At 45.1% G+C, this 18,772-nt stretch carries 11 protein-coding genes; 7 read left to right on the top strand and 4 right to left on the bottom strand.

The features are described 5' to 3' along the window. Both IQ263_RS04710 and IQ263_RS04705 read right to left on the bottom strand, forming a co-directional pair. Positions 1 to 1,042 (bottom strand): tetratricopeptide repeat protein (locus tag IQ263_RS04710; protein WP_228049789.1); only part of this gene is annotated, 1,042 nt, incomplete at its 3' end. Beyond that, the gene (locus tag IQ263_RS04705; RefSeq protein WP_194066397.1) at positions 982 to 1,875 is read right to left on the bottom strand and encodes an RNA polymerase sigma factor; all 894 of its coding nucleotides are present in this window, start codon (positions 1,873 to 1,875) and stop codon (positions 982 to 984) included. The genes IQ263_RS04705 and IQ263_RS04710, both read right to left, overlap by 61 nt. A gap of 826 nt (positions 1,876 to 2,701) precedes the next feature. Between IQ263_RS04705 and IQ263_RS04700 the strand changes: the two genes are divergently transcribed. Further along, on the top strand, positions 2,702 to 3,880 hold the full coding sequence (locus IQ263_RS04700) for a response regulator (RefSeq protein WP_228049788.1): 1,179 nt from the start codon (positions 2,702 to 2,704) through the stop codon (positions 3,878 to 3,880). Positions 3,881 to 4,053: 173 nt separating this feature from the next. Here IQ263_RS04700 and IQ263_RS04695 read toward each other — a convergent pair whose 3' ends face one another. Next, positions 4,054 to 10,554 carry an AAA family ATPase gene (locus IQ263_RS04695; RefSeq protein WP_194066396.1) on the bottom strand — a complete coding sequence of 2,167 codons (6,501 nt, stop codon included), beginning with the start codon at positions 10,552 to 10,554 and terminating at the stop codon, positions 4,054 to 4,056. A 345-nt stretch (positions 10,555 to 10,899) separates the two neighbouring features. Here IQ263_RS04695 and IQ263_RS04690 point away from each other — a divergent pair, with 345 nt between their 5' ends. Next, positions 10,900 to 11,613 carry a polysaccharide deacetylase family protein gene (locus tag IQ263_RS04690; RefSeq protein WP_370588969.1) on the top strand — a complete coding sequence of 238 codons (714 nt, stop codon included), beginning with the start codon at positions 10,900 to 10,902 and terminating at the stop codon, positions 11,611 to 11,613. A 203-nt stretch (positions 11,614 to 11,816) separates the two neighbouring features. Here IQ263_RS04690 and IQ263_RS04685 read toward each other — a convergent pair whose 3' ends face one another. Then, complete coding sequence (locus IQ263_RS04685) at positions 11,817 to 13,025, bottom strand: lipid-A-disaccharide synthase-related protein (RefSeq protein ID WP_194066395.1); 1,209 nt, start codon at positions 13,023 to 13,025, stop codon at positions 11,817 to 11,819. A 110-nt stretch (positions 13,026 to 13,135) separates the two neighbouring features. Here IQ263_RS04685 and IQ263_RS04680 point away from each other — a divergent pair, with 110 nt between their 5' ends. The 5 genes from IQ263_RS04680 to IQ263_RS04660 all read left to right on the top strand — a co-directional run bounded on the left by IQ263_RS04680 (position 13,136) and on the right by IQ263_RS04660 (position 18,666). Further along, positions 13,136 to 14,299: a GuaB3 family IMP dehydrogenase-related protein gene (locus IQ263_RS04680; protein WP_194066394.1), complete on the top strand. Its 1,164-nt coding sequence runs from the start codon at positions 13,136 to 13,138 to the stop codon at positions 14,297 to 14,299. 564 nt (positions 14,300 to 14,863) lie between these two features. Beyond that, the gene (gene trxA / locus IQ263_RS04675) at positions 14,864 to 15,187 is read left to right on the top strand and encodes a thioredoxin (RefSeq protein WP_194011591.1); all 324 of its coding nucleotides are present in this window, start codon (positions 14,864 to 14,866) and stop codon (positions 15,185 to 15,187) included. A 325-nt stretch (positions 15,188 to 15,512) separates the two neighbouring features. Continuing rightward, positions 15,513 to 16,574 (top strand): LOG family protein, encoded by a 1,062-nt coding sequence (locus IQ263_RS04670; RefSeq protein WP_194066393.1) that lies wholly within the window; start codon positions 15,513 to 15,515, stop codon positions 16,572 to 16,574. Between the two features lie 375 nt (positions 16,575 to 16,949). After that, positions 16,950 to 18,218 (top strand): urease accessory protein UreH domain-containing protein, encoded by a 1,269-nt coding sequence (locus IQ263_RS04665; protein ID WP_339384726.1) that lies wholly within the window; start codon positions 16,950 to 16,952, stop codon positions 18,216 to 18,218. Further along, positions 18,193 to 18,666, top strand: coding sequence for a hypothetical protein (locus IQ263_RS04660; protein WP_194013137.1), 474 nt, complete (start codon positions 18,193 to 18,195; stop codon positions 18,664 to 18,666). The genes IQ263_RS04665 and IQ263_RS04660 overlap by 26 nt, the downstream gene beginning before the upstream one ends. Positions 18,667 to 18,772: the final 106 nt, after the last annotated feature.

Below are 18,772 nucleotides of genomic sequence, written 5' to 3'. Positions count from 1 at the left end.
GGGAAGAAGTCATCTCCGCAGCAGGCAACATCTCACACAACGCCCGATAAATTTCACAATCCTGGGGATACAGACGATAAGCCTTCAGCATTGCCTCAGCCGCCTTCTGATATTCCCCCGTATGGAACAAGTAACGCCCATAGGAATACCAACCCCTAGGATGATTTGGGTGTTCCTCAGTAAACCGTTCCAACACCCCAACCCCATTAGCCGACTCGCCCCGGAAAAGGTGATAATATGCCAGCAACTCGCGGGCATCCGCCGCATCAGGAGCCAGTTGCAGCACAGAACCAATCATCTGTTTAGTCTGCTTCCCCTCCTCACCGGATACCAATCTCATCCGGCAACGAGTATCCGCCAGTCGTTTGAGTACCCCAAAATCACCCGGAGCCACCTCTAGCGCTTTGCTCAACCTGCGCTGCGCTTGGCGCACATTCCCCACCGCCTGACTAGCGTCGTAGCTGTCAATCAGCGCTACAACATCATCCGGGTTCAGTGACAAAACCGTATCAAAGGCTCGCAAAGCTGCAACCGCATCCCCTCTGCCCCTTTGCACCTGCCCCAAGGCCAGCCAGTGAGCCGCATTATTTGGTTCTAGGGAAGCCGCCGACTCAAAAGCCAGTATCGCTGCCGGAGTGTCACCTCTACAGAGTGCGATCGATCCGCTGATATGCTGCCGAGTCGCCTCATTGCGTGCATTGGCCAAGGCACTTTCATAAACCGCTACGGCCTCAACCTCTTGTCCCATAAGCTGCAAAAGTTTCCCCCATTGCAACCGCACGCCGATCGATGGTGGTTGCTGCCGATCGATCGCTTGGCGATATTCCTCAACCGCCTGCTCAATACGACCCATTGCATACAGCAAATTCGCCAATTCCAACCGCTTCTTCCACCCAGATGGATACTGGTGCACGTACTCACTTAATGTTTTCAGCTTCTGCTCTTGTCTGGTTGGCTTGGAGTCTCCAACCAGGTAAGCATTCAACTCCACCCCAGAGGACTGAGTGAGGGATACCACCCGGAATGTAGTGTTTCTAGACATATTGCTGTTACCTGATAATTAATTGTCTCGCCAATGTTCTCTGTCATCGGGGCGATCGAGTCGGATGCGATCGTTTCAGCGGATTGTAGGGGCAATTCCCCCGCGTCAAGCGAAGCTATCCCGTAGGGAATCGCCCCACAATCTTGACGGGGTAGGCACTGGGGTACTACCCCTACAGCAAAATCATCGCTGCTAAAGGCAACGTCCCCCTTTTGAGACGACTCGGAGGAATCTGACAAAGCATCATCCAACCCTGACAAATACCCGCTCAAACGCTTTTGCAGAATTTCTCGTGCCTGTTGGATGCGCTTGTAAACGTTATTGAGCGAGAGAGCAAGTTGTTGGGCAATATCTTGATAGGCAATCTGGTGGCAGTAACGCAGGATAAACGGATTGCGTAATCGAGAAGGAAGAGTATCAATAGCGCGGCGAATGTACTGTCCCAACTCATGATGTAGAAGTGCTTCTTCAGGAGAGTTCAAACCAGAAATAACTGCTGAATTTCCTGTAGCAGCTACTTCTTCAATATCCTCGATCTGCATTGCCTTCCGGCGACGTTCTCGATGTATATCTATACATAGATTATGGGTTAAGCGGGTGATCCAAGCTCGGAGGTTGGTGATTTTTTCGGCATAGTCTGGCAATTTATCCCAAGCTTTGAGCATGGCGCGACTGAGCACCTCTTCGGCATCAGCAGGATTCCCCCCCATCCACCTGAGACAGCAACGGTAAAGATCATCTCGGTTCTGCTGCCATAACTGCCAAAATGCTTTCTCTATATCTTCTGGACAACACCGAATGTCTGTTGCAATAACGGATTGAGAATTTGACATGACTTAAAAAATGGTGAAAGATCGATGTGAAGGAACATTCCTCTGTTGCTTTTTTCGTTGCACCCCAATCCCGCAAACATCTAGCTGAGTGTGGTCTCAGTATTTATGCGGATAAAGATTGGATTCAGTTGCTCTTTTTTTGAAGCTGCATCCTTTCCATGTCTGTATCAGGGCTTCCCTCCCCCGCCCCTGTCAGTCGGAAAAGTCGGCTCGTAAAGTCGGAAAAGTCGGACGCCCTGGTTTTACTATCTATCTTTAGATAGAGCAGATCGACAGCATGACTGATACTTTTCTCTGTCTTTTGGTGGATGCTATTCAATAGTATGTTTGGACGATCGGCCTAAAGCAAGTCGGAAAAGTCGGATCGAAAAGTCGGAAAAGTCGGATCATTCGGATCGTTATGTGAATAGGGCTTACGCATGGGGGCCCAGAAACCGGGTTTTTTTACGAAAATACAGAGGTTGCAGCCCGCAGATTCGGTAAAAAACCCGGTTTCTTTGGTGGGAGTGCGTCCAGGACTGGTGAAGAAAGAGGTGGGCAAAAATGTATGCGAACAAACTCAAAGAGCTGACGGGGGTGACAATCAACTTAAAAGCCTTGTGCTGACAAGGATTTAAGCCGATCGCCCTCAAAAAGAATTAAGCGGGCGATCGCTACTTTTGCTTCGACAAGGTAAAATGAGGATCGGGGGCGATCGCCCAGAGCGTAATTGTCAATAAGTCTGTCATAATAGCTATTAGGAATTTCCCCACCGACTTACTACGGTGTATAACTCAAAGCTAGGGTTCAAAACTTAAAAACTTTACCCGATGAGATGGATGTGTATATGACTTTTGAAGAAGCCCTAGAATTTATCGAATCAGCCTTAGAGTCCAAAACCAGTAAAACCTTAAGTTTGCTTGAAAAAGAAATCTTAAAAGCTGCTTGGGAAAACGCAACTTATAGTGTCATTGCTGACAGCTTGTACCTGAGCATAGGACATATCAAAGATTTAGCAGCCATCCTGTGGCAGCGCCTTTCAGACGTAATGGGGGAAAAAGTTACTAAGAATAACTTTCGCTCTCTGGTAGAGAAGCAAAACACCACAACTGCAACTGCGATCGCCAATGCAAAAGGCGAACCTATGACGATGACTGCGGCCCAAGGAAGTGACATCAATGAATTAGAAACTTGCAAAGGCAACATTTTAATTGTTGATGACCTTCCAGAAAATCTGCGTTTTCTCACAGAAATTCTCAATAAGAATGGCTATAAAGTTCGCTGCGTCACCAATGGTGCGATGGCCTTGAGAACAGTTCGCAATCATCCCCCCGATGCTATATTGCTGGATATTAAAATGCCAGACATGGACGGCTATCAAGTCTGCCAAGCCCTCAAATCCGATGAAAACACCTCAGAAATTCCGATTATTTTCTTAAGCGCACTTGACCAAATTTTTGATAAAGTCAAAGCTTTTAAGGTAGGGGGAGTTGACTACATCTCTAAACCTTTTGAGCCGGAAGAAGTGCTAGTTCGCCTCGAAACTCAGGTCACTATCGGGCACCAAAAACGCCAGCTTAAAGAAGCAATCGAGCGACACCAGCAAACCGCAGAAATTGCCTACCAATCTCGCACCCTGCTGGCCAATTTGCTAAACTCCTCTCTGGATGCAATAGCCGCAGTGCAGGCGGTGAGAGGGGATATTGGTGGAGAAATTGAAGATTTTCGCTGCTTGGTAGTTAACCCTGTCTTTGCCAGACTCTTAGGGAAAAAACGCACAGAACTAGCGGGCGAACCCGTTCTAAAAAAACTGCTCGATAGATTGATTCCAAAATTATTTGATTTATTAGTAGAGGTTGTGGAGACTGGAGAATCACTTGCAGGAGAGGTGCATCTAGAAAGCGATGACATTGGCAAATGCTGTTATGTAACTGCTGTGAAATTGGGAGACGGCTGCTCAATTACCATCCGCGACCTTACCAAGTTAAAACAGTCTCCCCTAAACTCAATGATTGAAGTGAATTAAGTCACCCCCAAAATCGTTCGGCGGTTTCAACCGCTACTATTTTTAGGTGAGTTTAGATCCCCCTAAATCCCCCGGATAGTCGGGGGACTTTGAATACTCTTGTCCCCCCCTTATTAAGGGCGGTTAGGGGGGATATATCGATAATTTACTTGATACAACTGCAATCTGCTGCATCAAGATTCACCAACCAAAGGTTCAGTTAAATCGAGAATATTCTCAAACTGAAATTTATTCAGCCAACCTCTGAGAGTCTGAAGTTCTAGAACTTGGAAATCAGGAATTTCCTCAAGGAGTTCAGACACTAATTCGGAATCCGCGTCAAGAGCTGCTTCATGCAATTTTACAATCCATATTGGTGACATGGTTGCTAATAAATCTGTTAAATTTAAGGGTTCTCCCTTCACATTATCAGCCGAAGACGATAGCTCTTGCTCCTCATAAATATAACTGACTCCCAAATGTTTAGCCATAATGTCAAAGATAGCTTCTGTGGGGAAGGGTTTTCGCACAAAATCATCGCAGCCAGCCGATAAAATAATTGCCTTTTCTTCTTCCCACACGCTAGCTGTCAAAGCAATAACAGCAGTAGCTTGCCCTTTAGTTGTACTTTTAATCTGTCTTGTTGCTTCGTAACCATCCATAACGGGCATTCTCATATCCATCCAGATCAGGTGTGGTGAGTATGAATCCCAAATTTCAAGTGCTTCAATACCGTTACTCGCTTCTTGCACTTTAAAACCCAGAGGTTTGAGGAGTTTAATTAACAGTTGCCGATTGTCATCTTTATCATCGACTACTAGGATACGATATTGGGGTTGGTTGGGTGCTAAAGTAACAACGCGACGATGGTAGGGTTGGTTTTGAATTTGGTTTCCATCAGCAATACTCACAGAAATCTCAAATTGAAATGTTGTACCAGATATTGGTATAGGCGTCGTATCATCAGATAATTCCCCCAGAGGGATTCCGGGAGTGAAAGCTTTGCCACCACTAATCACTGTTATTTCACCTCCCATCAAGCGGATAAATTGACGGCTAATCGTCAGTCCCAATCCTGTTCCTTGCTGTACTTTTTGACCTGATGCTGTTTGTACGAAGGGTTTGAATAGTTTCTCTAGTTCGTCTGCAGCGATGCCAAGTCCTGTATCTTTTATTTCAAAGATAATGGTTGTTTGTTGTTGGTTTTTGGTGATGTGTGTTTCGGCTTCACTTTGGGGTTTTGCCTGTTTACTTTTTACTTCTACAGACACGCTTCCAGAAGAGGTAAACTTAATAGCATTACTGATTGAATTCATCAGCACTTGTCGCAACTTAACTTCATCAGCGTAGATATATTTAGGAACATCAGCAGCATATTTAAATCGTAATTGTAAGCCTTGATATTTTGCTGGCAACGCAAACATCTCCTCGATATCGGCTAGGAACTGATGAATGTCAAAGTTAGTTTCCGATAGCGTCATGCGTCCGGCTTCTACTTTGGAAAGGTCAAGGATCTGATTGATTAGAGATAATAAATGCTCTCCACTGCGATGAATAATCTTGAGGTTTTCTGTTTGTTCACTTAACAGATTTGTATCCTGATTCATCAGTTGAGAAAAGCCTAGAATAGCGTTCAGGGGAGTTCGCAATTCGTGGCTCATGTTGGCGAGGAAAGTGCTTTTAGCTTTGTTGGCTGATTCGGCTGCTTCTTTTGCTTGTTCGAGTTCTGCTTCTGTTTGTTTGCGATCGCTAATTTCTTGTTCTAAGCGGATATTTTCGATGAGAGTTTTTTCGGCTTGTTTGCGATCGCTAATATCTTGAAAGGCTGCGATCGCATACTCTACATTACCCGTATCATCGAAAATTGGCGTACTCGTTGCTTCTACAAAAATGCTCCCGTCGCTGTGATGCAGTTCCAAATCATCAGCCTGAGCTTTTTCACCGCCAAGCGATCGCACTAGGGGTAGCTGTTCGACTGGATACATCTCCCCAGTGCCTGCACGATAAACGCCATAGGTTTGTGATAATTTTTCGGTTTCGGCTTTGGGTAAATCTTGAATATTCAGTAATTGCTGTGCAACTTGATTGGTGTAGATGATTTGTCCTTTGGCGTCGTGAACGGAGATGCCTAAAGGTATAGCATTGAGGAATTTATTCAGGCGATTTTGCGTCGATCGTACTTGAGTATAGAGTCTGGCGTTGGTAAGGGCGATCGCCGCCTGACTTGATAATAGTTGAATCACTTCCAGGCGATCGGGTGTAAAAACGCCCTCTGCTAAATTATTTTCCAAGTAAACAATTCCAATTAATTGCCCCTGATTGAGCAGAGGGGCGCAAAGAATAGACTTGGGCTGGTGTGCTTTGATATAAGCATCTTGGGTAAACCTGCCTTCACGGGCCACATTGGTTTCAATCAGTCCTTCCTGAGTCCTTTCAACATACTGAATAATCGACAAAGGCAGGCAGGTTTCTATGGGAGTCGATTGCAAAACCATCACCTGATTTGAGTTAGCCTCACCTGACGCTTCGACTCTTAGTTGTCCTTGAGACTCTAAAATTAGATAGCCAATTTGTGCCCCGCAGCTTTCCAGCAGGATTCTCATCAAAGTAGTGAGGAGTTTATCCAACTCAATTTCACTGGCGATCGCCTGAGATGCTTTCATCAATGCGGCCAAATCCAGGGTTTCACCTGAAGTGCTGCCAGAGGTATTAGACAGGCTGTTGCGCGAATCTATGGACGTATTGGCTGTCGTAAAACGCTTTAAAAGTTTTGGATACTGTCGTTTCAAATCTGTCATTTTAGCTGTGGCACCCCAACGTAAATAGCAGTAGTAAGCATTTGTCATATAGGCTTGGGCAACTTGCTCTTTTCCCCAAGCGAGGTAAAACTTGGCAGCGAGTTCATTAGCCAAAGCCTCTTCGTTGATGTAGTCATGTTCTTTGGCTAAGGCAATGGCGCGATCGTAGTAGTCGATCGCCCTAACATTTTCACCCAAAACTCGATATCGCTCTGCCTCCACTAGATAGAATTTATGGAGGTGAGTCATCGGAGCAAAATGCGCCCATTTTCTGATCTTTTTCTGGTTGCCTTTCACCTTCTGGAGGATGAGTTTTTGCTCGGATTTTGGTGCGTCACAATAGATAGCGAGATAAACTAAAGAATTATAGAAATGGTAGAGAGGAATAGTACCTACAGCGCTATCGCTATATTTTTCGGCTGATTTGGCATTTTCTATAGCTTGCTGATAGTCTTGAAAAATATAGCAGAGAACTAACTTAAAAAAATAGAGGGATCGACAAAGATTTTGAGCATTCGCCTCTATATGCAGAGGCAACATTTTTGTTTCGTCATAGCTTTCACCGATTAAACGGCACTTATCTTCAGCCCGTCCCATCAAGTTCAATACAACCTGTCGAGTCAGTTGGTTGTAGTAATATGATGTTTCTTGATTCAGTTGGCTGAGGGTATTACTGTACATGGCCATCTCTCCCTCGACTGTTGCCAATTCCTTCCCCAATACATAGGAATGGTAGCAGTATACGCAAACTGAATAAGCTGCATATTCTAAGTCTCCTGTTTCTAGAGCGATCGAGTAAGCCTTTTGCAAAGGGTTTAAAGTTTCCCTAAGATGCTCTTTCCAATGGTTGACAAAGTAATTAACAATAAATAGGGTTCGGGCTTTGAGTTCTTTAGTATTAAACTTATCGAGTAATAAGAGAGCAAGTTGTCCAAACTGATAACCTGTCTCAATGTCTCCTACGGTTTCTCCCGACAGAATTAGTGCGTAAGTAGCATAGGCACAAGAAGACACAGAAGTATTCCCGTATTTAATGGATAAATTTACCTGTTTAAACGCAATTATCGGCACCAAGTCAGGTGTGGCTAAATGGGCAGCAGAAACGACAGTTGATAGGATACGCATTGCTGCCAGCTTATCAGGATTAGTCATCACTGGTAGGTCGATTAAATCCTCGATTCGCTTCCATCCTAAACTTAACTTAGTCTTCAACAGTTCAAGGAAAATATTTAATTTAGTTGTTTTTTTAGGAAAGCGAATCCCTAACATTTTCAATACTGAAAGTGCCGTATCTATAGCTTCCAGAGGTTTATTTTGTGCTGTATAGGCTTGAATTTTGACTTCATAGACTTTCACTTTGTCCAGCAATGAAGTAGCTTGTTGAAGCACAAGGTCAGCGAATTTTTCCATTTCCTCAACGTGGCCACTCAAGATAGCAGCTTCTACTGTTTCCACGTACAGTGCCAGAGTTAAGTCATACTGACGAAGCCAACTATCTGCACTCAGGCAATTTATACCAATTATTAAGTAATTGCAGGCGGGTTTCCAAGCTGCTGATGCCTTCGCTTTTTTGCCAGCAATCAGATTTAATTGAGCCAGTTTATCTCTTTCTAACTGAACGTCAATTGCTTCTATACCGAAGTTGAGTTGATTGACAATATCAAAAATCTTTTGTTGGAGGTTCTGTGGCGAAGTGTTTTGCAATAAAAGTTGCCCAATCTTCCAGTGAACGGCTTGCTTGTCGTCTGGGGGAATTAGGGAATAGGCGGCTTGCTGGATGCGATCGTGAGCAAATTTATAGGTAATTTTTAATTCCTTCGCTTCTCGGTTTGTTTTCAGGAATTTGTAATCATCCCCAATGGGTAATATCAATCCCGATTGAATGGCATCCCACAATTCATTTGCCGCTGCTTTTTGAGAAGTTTCATTAATAATGGAAAGGGTTTGTAAATCAAATTTGTTGCCAATACAAGCGGCTAATCGTAAAACTTTTTGTGCTGACTCTGATAAGGTTTGAATTTTATCTGCCATGAACTCAATAACGTTATCAGTAATATTCCTAGTTATAATTTGCTCTAAATCCCAATCCCAAGCCCCAGCATTAGTATCAAATTTTAGCAATTGCTCTGTATAAAGTGACTTGAGAAACTCTTTGATAAAAAAGGGATTTCCCTGTGTTTTTTTCCAAACCAACTCTGCTAATCTTTGCGTAGGGACGCACTCAGTTTTCAGCGTATCCGCAATGAATTCATTAACCTGGTTTAAATTTAGGGGTGAAAGGGAGAGATGATTAATTACTACTCCCTGTTTTTTCATCTCAGATAAAGTCAGCATTGCAGGATGAGTTGCAGTGACTTCGTTATCTCGATAAGCTCCGATTACAAACAGATATTGAGTAGTAAAATCGGTCATTATCAACTGGATTAATTGCAGCGTAGCGCTGTCTGTCCATTGAAGGTCGTCTAGAAATAAGACGAGAGGATGCTCTTTTTGGCAAAAGACCTGAATCAAGTTTTGAAAAGCTAAATTAAACCGATTTTTTGCTTCTGTTGGTGGCAATTCTGGGACAGGATTCTGTTTGCCAATAATCAGTTCAACTTCGGGGATGACATCAATAATAATTTGTCCATTGCTGCCTAATGCGCCTCGAATCTTCTCTTGCCACTGTTCTAATTGCGCTTGAGTTTCCGTGAGCAGTTGCCGCACCAATTCTTGGAAGGCCGCGACTAAAGCTTGATAGGGAATATCGCGTTGCAACTGGTCAAATTTACCTGCAATAAAGTAGCCGCGTTTTTGAGTAATGAGTTTATACAATTCCTGAACTAAAGCTGATTTTCCAATACCAGAGTATCCAGAAATTAGCATGAGTTCAGTTTGTCCTTGTCGCTGACAATTTTGTGACTCAGTTGTCGTTGGGTTGCTCGCACCTAGTTGTTTCTCTTCTCCCGAAGCTACGCGAACAAAAGCAGCCAATAATGATTCAATCTGTGATTCTCTTCCGTACAGTTTTTGAGGGAGTTGTAATTGAGGATAAATGTCTTGGTATCCCAAGGAAAAAGCTTTAATTTGACCAGTTATAGATTGAGTGAGACAAGTTTTTAAATCTGCCTTAATTCCCCAAGCACTCTGATATCTATCTTCTGCCATTTTTGCCATTAACTTTCTGACAATTTCTGAGAGATTCAAGGGAATTTCGGGATTGATTTCATGAGGTGGAGTCGGTTGTTTGGCAATATGGCAATGGACTAATTCAAGGGCATCGACGGATGCAAAAGGCAACTGGTTGGTTAGCAGTTCATAGAAAGTAACGCCCAGAGAATAAAAGTCGGTGCGGTAGTCGATTACTCGATTCATTCTCCCTGTTTGTTCGGGAGATATATAAGCCAATGTTCCTTCTAGAAGGTTAGGACTTTTGAGGCTGGGATTCTCTTGGGATAGGATGGTAGATAAGCCAAAGTCAATAATTTTTAATTGTCCCGTTTGAGGATTCAAGACAATATTGGACGGATTGATATCTTTGTGAATGACATTTTTTTGATGAATTTTGGCTAAAGCATCTGTGATTTGGATGGCAAGGTGGAGAAACTCTAATACTGAAAAGGTACGATTTTCCAGCAGAATTTTTAATGACTCTCCTCCAAAATCCTCCAACAACATGACTTGTGTGTTCTCGTATTTTCGCAGTTCGTAGGCTTTAATCGTTTCCTCTAGGTTGAGACGGCGAGTGATTTCGTATTCCTGCTGATAGCGATAGAGTTCGGCAGGTGTGGGGTAATCCTCTTTGAGGAGTTTCAAAATCAAAGGTTGCTGATTTGATTTGAGGATGCCTCGGTATAGGAGGGAATTAGCACTTTCATAGATTTGGCTGACAATTGTGATATCTGGCAGTGAAATCATGTTGGGAATTACTGTTGCTGAAAAAAAACTTGAGTATTGTTCAATTAATTTTATTTATAGTTAGCTTTCGTACTTGTGAATTACAGCTTTTTTTTGTCGAAAGTCCCAAAGGTCGAATGATGAGTAGATAACCCTGACTGCGAGTATAACATTTTTATTCAGGAGAATGTCAAGACTAATCTGCCCCCGATCGTGCTATAATCTGACATCGATTAGGACTTACGCACGGGCAGTCAGAAACCGGGTTTTTTTGAAAATACTTCGTTAAAGTCCGCAGAAACAGCCTAAAACCGGGTTTATGCAGGTTGTGATGCGTAAGTCCTAATCGATGTCATTCTAAATCGAGTGCGTGCAACTATGCGAATCGGTAAAAATTTACAAAAGTTTCTGCTTTTCACAATAGCGTTATTTTTCGCAGCGACACTGTTAATCAATGTTACTAACTTTCACAATTATTTCGGTTTCAACCGCGCTGATACTGAACAGAAAGTTGTGGCGCTTACCTACGATGACGGCCCCTATCCTCCCTATACAAATCAGCTTTTAGATATTTTAGACCGCTATCAAATTAAAGCAACTTTTTTTGAAGTCGGTCGCAATATTGAGAAACATCCAGAAATCGTGCCAATGATTGTGGCGAGGGGAAATGAGTTGGGAAACCATTCCTACTCTCACAAAGATATGATGTTTAAACCCCAGCCACATTTGGTTTCTGAGATCGAAAAAACTGACAAGCTTTTGCAGAAAAATGGGGTGAAGCAGGACAGTATTAATTTTCGGCCACCTTGGGGACGGAGATTTATAGGTTTGTCTTATTTGGTTTCCCAAATGCACAAAAAATTGATTATGTGGGATGTGGATTCTCAAGATTATGAGGAAACTCACACGGTAGATGATATTGCAAATCAGGTGATTAATAATGTGCGACCGGGTTCGATTGTGGTGATGCACGATGGCGGGGGCGATCGCTCGAAAACCGTAGCAGCAACTGAGATAATTGTCAAGACTTTGCAGTCAAAAGGTTACTCGTTTAAGACTGTTTCGGAGTTGCTGAAATAATAGAGGATTTGATTAAACCGCAGAGGACGCTGAGGACGCTGAGAAAGAAAAGAGAATTGAATGATGCTGATGCTAATTGATACCAAAGTGCAGACGCGGTTTTAACCGCCGAATCGTCTCAGGCGAGAACATTTGTCACAGTTGGCAGAAATGACAAAAATTGGGTTGTGGAGGTTTTATGCGTGCAGGATTGTGGTAACAATTTATTTTAGATATTTTGCGATGTAATTAGCAATTTTGAGGCTGCCTCCTGGTGCGCCCATTCTTTCTAAGCCATTTTTAACGCAAGTTTCTAAATATTTTTTGTCTTGCAATGTGTGTTCGACTGCTAAAGCAGCTTCTTTAATAATGTCAAGTGTTGCTGTTTCTGTGCCAATAACTTGTACGGAACCACCTAAAAGCCGACTTTGAGCCTCTGCAAACCGATAGGTAAATGATGGGCCGTTTCCGGGGATGGTAATTACGGGTTTCCCTAAGCCTACTGCTTGTTCGATCGCACTTCCTGTCATCCCGATTACTAAATTCGACTGCTGCACAATGTCGGCGAAAGCGTCTGAATAACAAATTACTTCCACGGTTTCTGCTTCTTCGCTACCTGGCTGTTTGATTCCTGGAAAAGTTAGCTTTCCTCCTCGGTGCAGCCATCCGGCTTGTGCTGTAATATTATCTAATTCGAGCATTAGACTCGGAACTAATGCGGTCCGAAACTGCACTGATTGCGAAGCAGTGGCTGCAATTTCTTTGACTAATTCCAGCAGCAAAATCAGGTTGTCGCTGGCTTCGGGGAGGCGAGAACCGGGGAGAAGGGCGATCGTCCTAACTCCGGCTTTTAACTGCAAATCTTTGCCTGTAGGACTGAGGTTGTCCATGACAGGATTGCCGACAAATATAGCTTTCTCGAAACCCTGTCGGTTTAAGTCCGCAGCAGTCAATGCGTCCCTCGTGAAAATGGCTAGACATTGCTCGGAGGAAAGCAAATAATTCAAGAGGAAACCCAAATCGGCTAGCCCTTCGTAATAAGTAGAATGAGCTGACAGAAAAATTATATAGGGCCGACCTGTGGCATGGGCGAACCCCGCCGCGACAATATCTCCAGTCGTCACCACCAAATCGCAGCGCGGAGAATGCTTCCTAATAGCCTTGAGTTGCTGTAAAGTCAAACGAACTAGCCCCGCCCTCACATCTTTGAGGAAAAACAGGGGATTCATGTAAAAAACTCCGCCAGATGGCATGGGACTTGTGGGCCCGATAATTGGTACGCCCGATCGCCCGTAAGCAGCCCCGTCGCCTACAATCGGTATCGCAGCCACGTCAACATCCGCGCCCGATGCTCTCAAAGCTTGGACTATTTGACAGTTGATCGCATCTTCTCCGTGGCCGTTGCTGATAAAAAGTATTTCCTGGGATTCCATAGAGTCAGAATTAGTGCCGAACTTTTTTTAACACACTCGCGCGATCGCTACCCTCAAGCAGGCTACGATTTTGTTAATCTAATTTAAATACATTGTGGAAGTGAAACAGCGTGAATATTGAAATTGGGCGGGGCAAAAGCGCTCGCCGAGCTTACGGCATAGATGAAATCGCGCTGGTACCCGGACAGCGCACTCTCGATCCGAGTTTGGCAGATACCAAGTGGCAGATTGGCGGGATCGATCGAGAAATCCCGATCATCGCTAGCGCAATGGATGGAGTAGTCGATGTGCGGATGGCCATTTTGCTGTCGGAATTGGGAGCAATGGGCGTCCTCAACCTAGAAGGAATTCAAACCCGCTATGCCGACCCCCAACCAATTTTAGAGCGGATCGCTTCTGTGGGGAACCACGAATTTGTTTCCCTGATGCAGCAACTCTATGCAGAACCCATTAAGCCCGAATTAATCGAGCTCAGAATTAAAGAAATTAAAGCTGGAGGAGGGATTGCTGCTGTCAGCGGTACACCAGCCGGCGCGAGCAAATACGGCTTAACAGTTGCCGCAGCCGGAGCGGATATATTTTTTGTGCAAGCAACTGTAGTTTCGACAGCTTTTCTTTCCCCTGAGTCGATCGCATCCTTAGACTTGACCCAGTTCTGTCAAGAGATGCCAATACCCGTAATTTTGGGCAACTGCGTGACCTACGAAGTCGCCATGAATTTAATGAAAACTGGCGCTGCAGGCATTCTCGTGGGCATCGGGCCGGGAGCTGCTTGCACGTCTCGGGGCGTATTGGGTGTCGGCGTTCCTCAAGCCACAGCGGTAGCAGACTGCGCCGCCGCGCGGGACGACTACTATCGCGAAACTGGCAAATACGTGTCGGTGATTGCTGACGGTGGTTTAATTACCGGCGGCGATATCTGCAAGTGCATTGCTTGCGGTGCCGATGGAGTGATGATTGGTTCGCCCTTTGCTAGGGCTGCTGAAGCTCCAGGCCGGGGCTTCCACTGGGGGATGGCGACTCCGAGCCCTGTTTTGCCGCGGGGTACTCGGATTCGTGTCGGGACTACGGGTACTGCGGAGCAAATTTTGCGGGGGCCGGCCCTGCTAGATGACGGTACGCACAACTTGCTCGGAGCTCTGAAAACTAGCATGGGAACTCTGGGTGCGAAAAATATTAAGGAGATGCAGCAAGTGGAAGTTGTGATTGCTCCTTCTCTGCTGACTGAGGGTAAAGTCTATCAAAAAGCTCAGCAGTTGGGCATGGGTAAGTAGATTTACCGATCGAATTCCAGGATATCTTGACAAAATTTGTTCAAGAGTCTCAAAATTTACAGAATTTTTGTGGAATTATCCAAAAGGAGATGTCACAATAGAGGAAGCGGAGACAAAAGTTTCCGTTCACTCCTCACACCACACTCCGCCCGGACTACTGTTCGGGCGGTTCCTTTTTGAGTGCCGGCGCTCTTGTTTGCTTACTGGCTAAGGGGTTAAGGCTGTTTGCTCCCAATTTTGGGGGAGATTAGGGAGGGCTGTTCTGATGTCCGATGGATTACCATCACAAAAATGGTAGCCGGAGGCGCAGCCACCCTCGTAATTGGGATGCTACGGGATTTGATGACTTTTCAGTTTTGAGCGAAAAAAGTATTTCTCATGCTCGGTTTTGCTCGATCGCCCCAGCACGAATGTCTTGCGCCCTTAACATCAATCCGTTCAATCGGTTACATCCGTTACAACATTCGTTGCCAAACTTCGTTCTGTTAAAATCGGTCATGCAAGTGGTAACACTATTTGCTAAACTTGTTAACCAAGAAATAGTATTTACAAGGATGGCTAGGGATGTCAGCAGCCGCGCAAGTAACCGACTCTACCTTTAAGCAGGAAGTGCTCGATAGCGAAGTTCCAGTTCTAGTGGATTTTTGGGCTCCTTGGTGCGGGCCCTGTCGCATGGTGGCACCCGTCGTAGAGGAAATTGCCAACCAATATGAAGGGCAAGTGAAGGTAGTAAAAGTTAATACCGATGAAAACCCTAACGTCGCCAGCCAATACGGTATCCGCAGCATTCCGACGCTGATGATATTTAAGGGCGGTCAGCGGGTTGATATGGTGGTTGGGGCAGTTCCGAAAACTACTCTGGCCAACACTCTGGAAAAGTACATTTAACCCAACATATTGCACCATTGCCATAAGTTTTTCAAGAGCGGGTTGCTGAAACTGCCCACCCACAAGAAATTCGATATCTGGCTTAACAGGGCCTACAGCCTGTTAAGCGAGAATGGTGCAAAAAGTAAGTAAGTTTCGCCCAACTGCCAGCAGTGTGGCACTGTTTTTTTTTGGGCAGCGAAAGCCGCAGCTTCAGAACGGGGGCAAAGCTAGTAGAAAAGTTATTAGTTGTCAGCAGGGCAATTTGCTGGTGGCTATTAACTTCTAAATTTGGCTTGCCCCTTAATTTTTTTAGCAATAAATTGTTACCATTTCAGAAAAGTTCATGGTTCCTTCAAGTCAAGGTTTTGAGTCCCTCCAAGCTGATGCGCTCGATTTGATCGATCGCCTACCAATGTTGAAGCACTCAGAGTGGATCGAACGATCGCTCTCGACTATAGTGCAAATGGCAGGAGAGGAGCTCGATCGCCTGGACTGGAAAATTATCTCGTCGTCTCTGCGAGATATGGAAAAAGCTTTCTCCCTGTTTTATCCTTACCTCCACGTTCGCAAAATCGCGATTTTTGGTTCGGCGCGGGTATCCCCAAAATCGCCGGAATATTTGATAGCGAGAGATTTTGCACGGGCGATCGCCCAGCAGGGATTTATGGTGATTACTGGTGGCGGCGGCGGAATCATGCAGGCGGCGAATGAGGGGGCGACTGCTGAACGTTCTTTCGGGCTCAACATTCAGTTACCTTTCGAGCAAGATTCCAATCCTTTCATTGCCGGCGACTCCAAGTTGCTCAATTTTAAATATTTCTTCACTCGCAAGTTATTTTTTCTGCGGGAAAGCGATGCTTTGGCTTTGTTTCCGGGCGGTTTTGGCACTCTCGACGAGGCTTTTGAGTGTCTGACTTTGACTCAAACCGGCAAATTCGGGCCTGCTCCTTTGGTATTGATCGATCGACCCGGAGGAGATTATTGGCTTGATTGGAATAATTTTGTGCAAAAACAATTGGGTGGCCGGGGTTTGATTTCTGCTGACGATCGCAGTCTCTACACGATTACAGACGATGTAAATGTAGCTTGCGAGGCGATCGCGAGTTTTTATCAAGTTTATCACTCCTGCCGCTACGTGCGCGAACAACTGGTAATTCGCTTGAAAACAGAGCTTTCTGAGGAAAATGTCGATCGGCTAAATACTGATTTTAGCGATATTGTTGTCACCGGAAAAATCGCAAAAAGTCAAGCTTTGGCTCCAGAAATAGGAGATCCAACTTTCGATCTACCGCGCCTGACTTTGCATTTCAACCAGCGGAATTTGGGGCGGCTTTATCAGCTAATTGCTGCTATCAATCAAATGGGTTCAGCTTCGCCGGCGGCCGCGCATCCAGAACAAAAATAATTATTAGTAAATAGTCAGTAGTCAGTAGTCAGTAGTTATTAGTTATTGGTTATTGGTTATTGGTTATTAGTTATTGGTTATTAGTTATTGGTTATTAGTTATTGGTTATTGGTTATTGGTTATTGGTTATTGGTTATTGGTTGTTAGTCATTTTAGCCTGAGCGAAGTTGAAGGCTAGTGATTAGTGATTAGTCAATATAGCGGTTATCACAAAAGTACAGTTATAACATTTTTCTAAAGATGTGCTGATGAAGTCTTAGTCCCCCAAAGCATCGGGGGGATTGGGGGGTGTAATATCTAGCGCTACTTTATGAAATTGGTATTAGAAGTTTGACAGCCTGTCTTTTGACAAAAGCGATCGACTGAGAGCAAAATTTGTACGAGGTCAAGAAATATTGTCAATATCTCGATCGCCTTATTTGGGGAAAAACCAGCAAAATGCTAGACCTGCTGCTAATTAGCACTTTGGGATTTCTCGGCAGTTTCGGTCACTGCGCGGGAATGTGCGGCCCGCTGACAGTGGCGTTTTCTCTCTCCAATTCCCGCAAGGAAAAATTAGCGACTTTCCGCTTTCATTTGCTGCTGAATTTAGGGAGAATTGCCGCCTACGCTGTGGTTGGTGCCGCCATTGGCGGACTGGGTTCGGCGTTAATTGCTGGCGGACAAATGGCTGGTACCGGTAGCGAATTCCGGCGGGCGATCGCACTTCTGACAGGTACAATGCTGGTTTGGTTCGGAGTAGTCCAAATCAAACCGGGTTTGCTGCCCAGATTACCACTGTTGCACCCATTGTCGCACCATCGAGTCGCACAAGCCATGAACAAGCTTTCGGCGCAAAAAAAATGGTGGGTGCCCGTGGCTTTGGGCTTACTTTGGGGTTTAATTCCCTGCGGTTTCCTCTACGCCGCCCAGATTAAAGCAGCCCAAACGGGAAATCCGGTTTTGGGTGCGGCGACGATGTTGGCTTTTGGACTGGGAACCCTACCAACCATGCTGGGAGTAGGTTTTTTTGCCGGCAGGTTGAGCGCCCACAAACAAAGTCAACTGTTTCGGATGGGCGGATGGGTGACAATTTCGATCGGGATTCTTACCTTGCTGCGAACCGACGAAATGGTCGATTTTACAGGCCACGCAGCGCTGCTGTGCTTGATGCTAGCACTGTTGGCGCGTCCCGTTAGCAAGTTTTTGCCGGCACTGCTGCGTTACCGGCGCGCTTTGGGTGTGGGTGCGATCGCGATCGCCCTTGCCCACACCTTTCATATGTTGGATCATACGCTGAAATGGAATTTTGATGCCGTGTCTTTCATGTTGCCGCAGCATCAGTTGGGAATCCTAGCTGGGATGACGGCGCTGCTGTTAATGGTACCTGCAGCGGTAACAAGTGTCCATCGCCTTCAACATTATTTAGGCAAACTGTGGCGGCGAATTCACCTGTTAACCGTCCCCGCTTTTTTGCTGTCTGCCATCCACGCAGCCCTCATCGGTTCCCACTATCTCGGCGGCTTTGAATGGAAGTTGCACAATCAACTGCTGACCGCCGTTTTAGCCGTAGTTGCAGTATTAGTTTTGTGCGTGCGATCGCGCTTATTTTGGTCAATTTTATCACTGGAGAATTTCTATGTTGCGCCTGTCAAACCAAAATAAAATTTTGGGAATATTAGTTTTTTTAGGATTGCTCATTGAAGCAGCAATTCCCAATGCGCCGCACTTAAACTCGATTTCAGTTTTTGCCCACGAAATCGAAGTTTCCGGCGATGTAGCCGCTACCTTTCACCTAGAACCCAACCACAACCCCCGCGCCGGAGAAACCGCCAGAGTTTGGTTTGCCCTGACTCGCAGGGGCGGTCAAATAATCCCCCTAGAGCAGTGTAACTGCCAATTAGCGGTTTATCCCAAACAGCACAAAGAGGGGGATAAGCCCCTGATGCAGCCGCCTCTCAAAGCCATATCTGCGGAGAAATATCAAGGCATTCCGGGCGCTGATATCGTATTTCCCAAAGCTGGCATTTACGAACTTGAATTGAGCGGAACAGCCAAAAACAAAGCTAATTTTAAACCATTTGAATTGAATTATACTGTCACGGTTCGCTAAGATCATCTTTCCATCACCGAACATAAATATTGTAATACCATTTTTCTAAAGATGTGCTATGGATGAAATCTTAGCCCCCCCTTAATAAGGGGGGGGTTGGGGGGGT

Source organism: Tychonema sp. LEGE 06208 (genome assembly GCF_015207505.1).
Classification (GTDB): domain Bacteria; phylum Cyanobacteriota; class Cyanobacteriia; order Cyanobacteriales; family Microcoleaceae; genus Microcoleus.
This window is presented reverse-complemented; position numbering and strand designations above follow the sequence as displayed.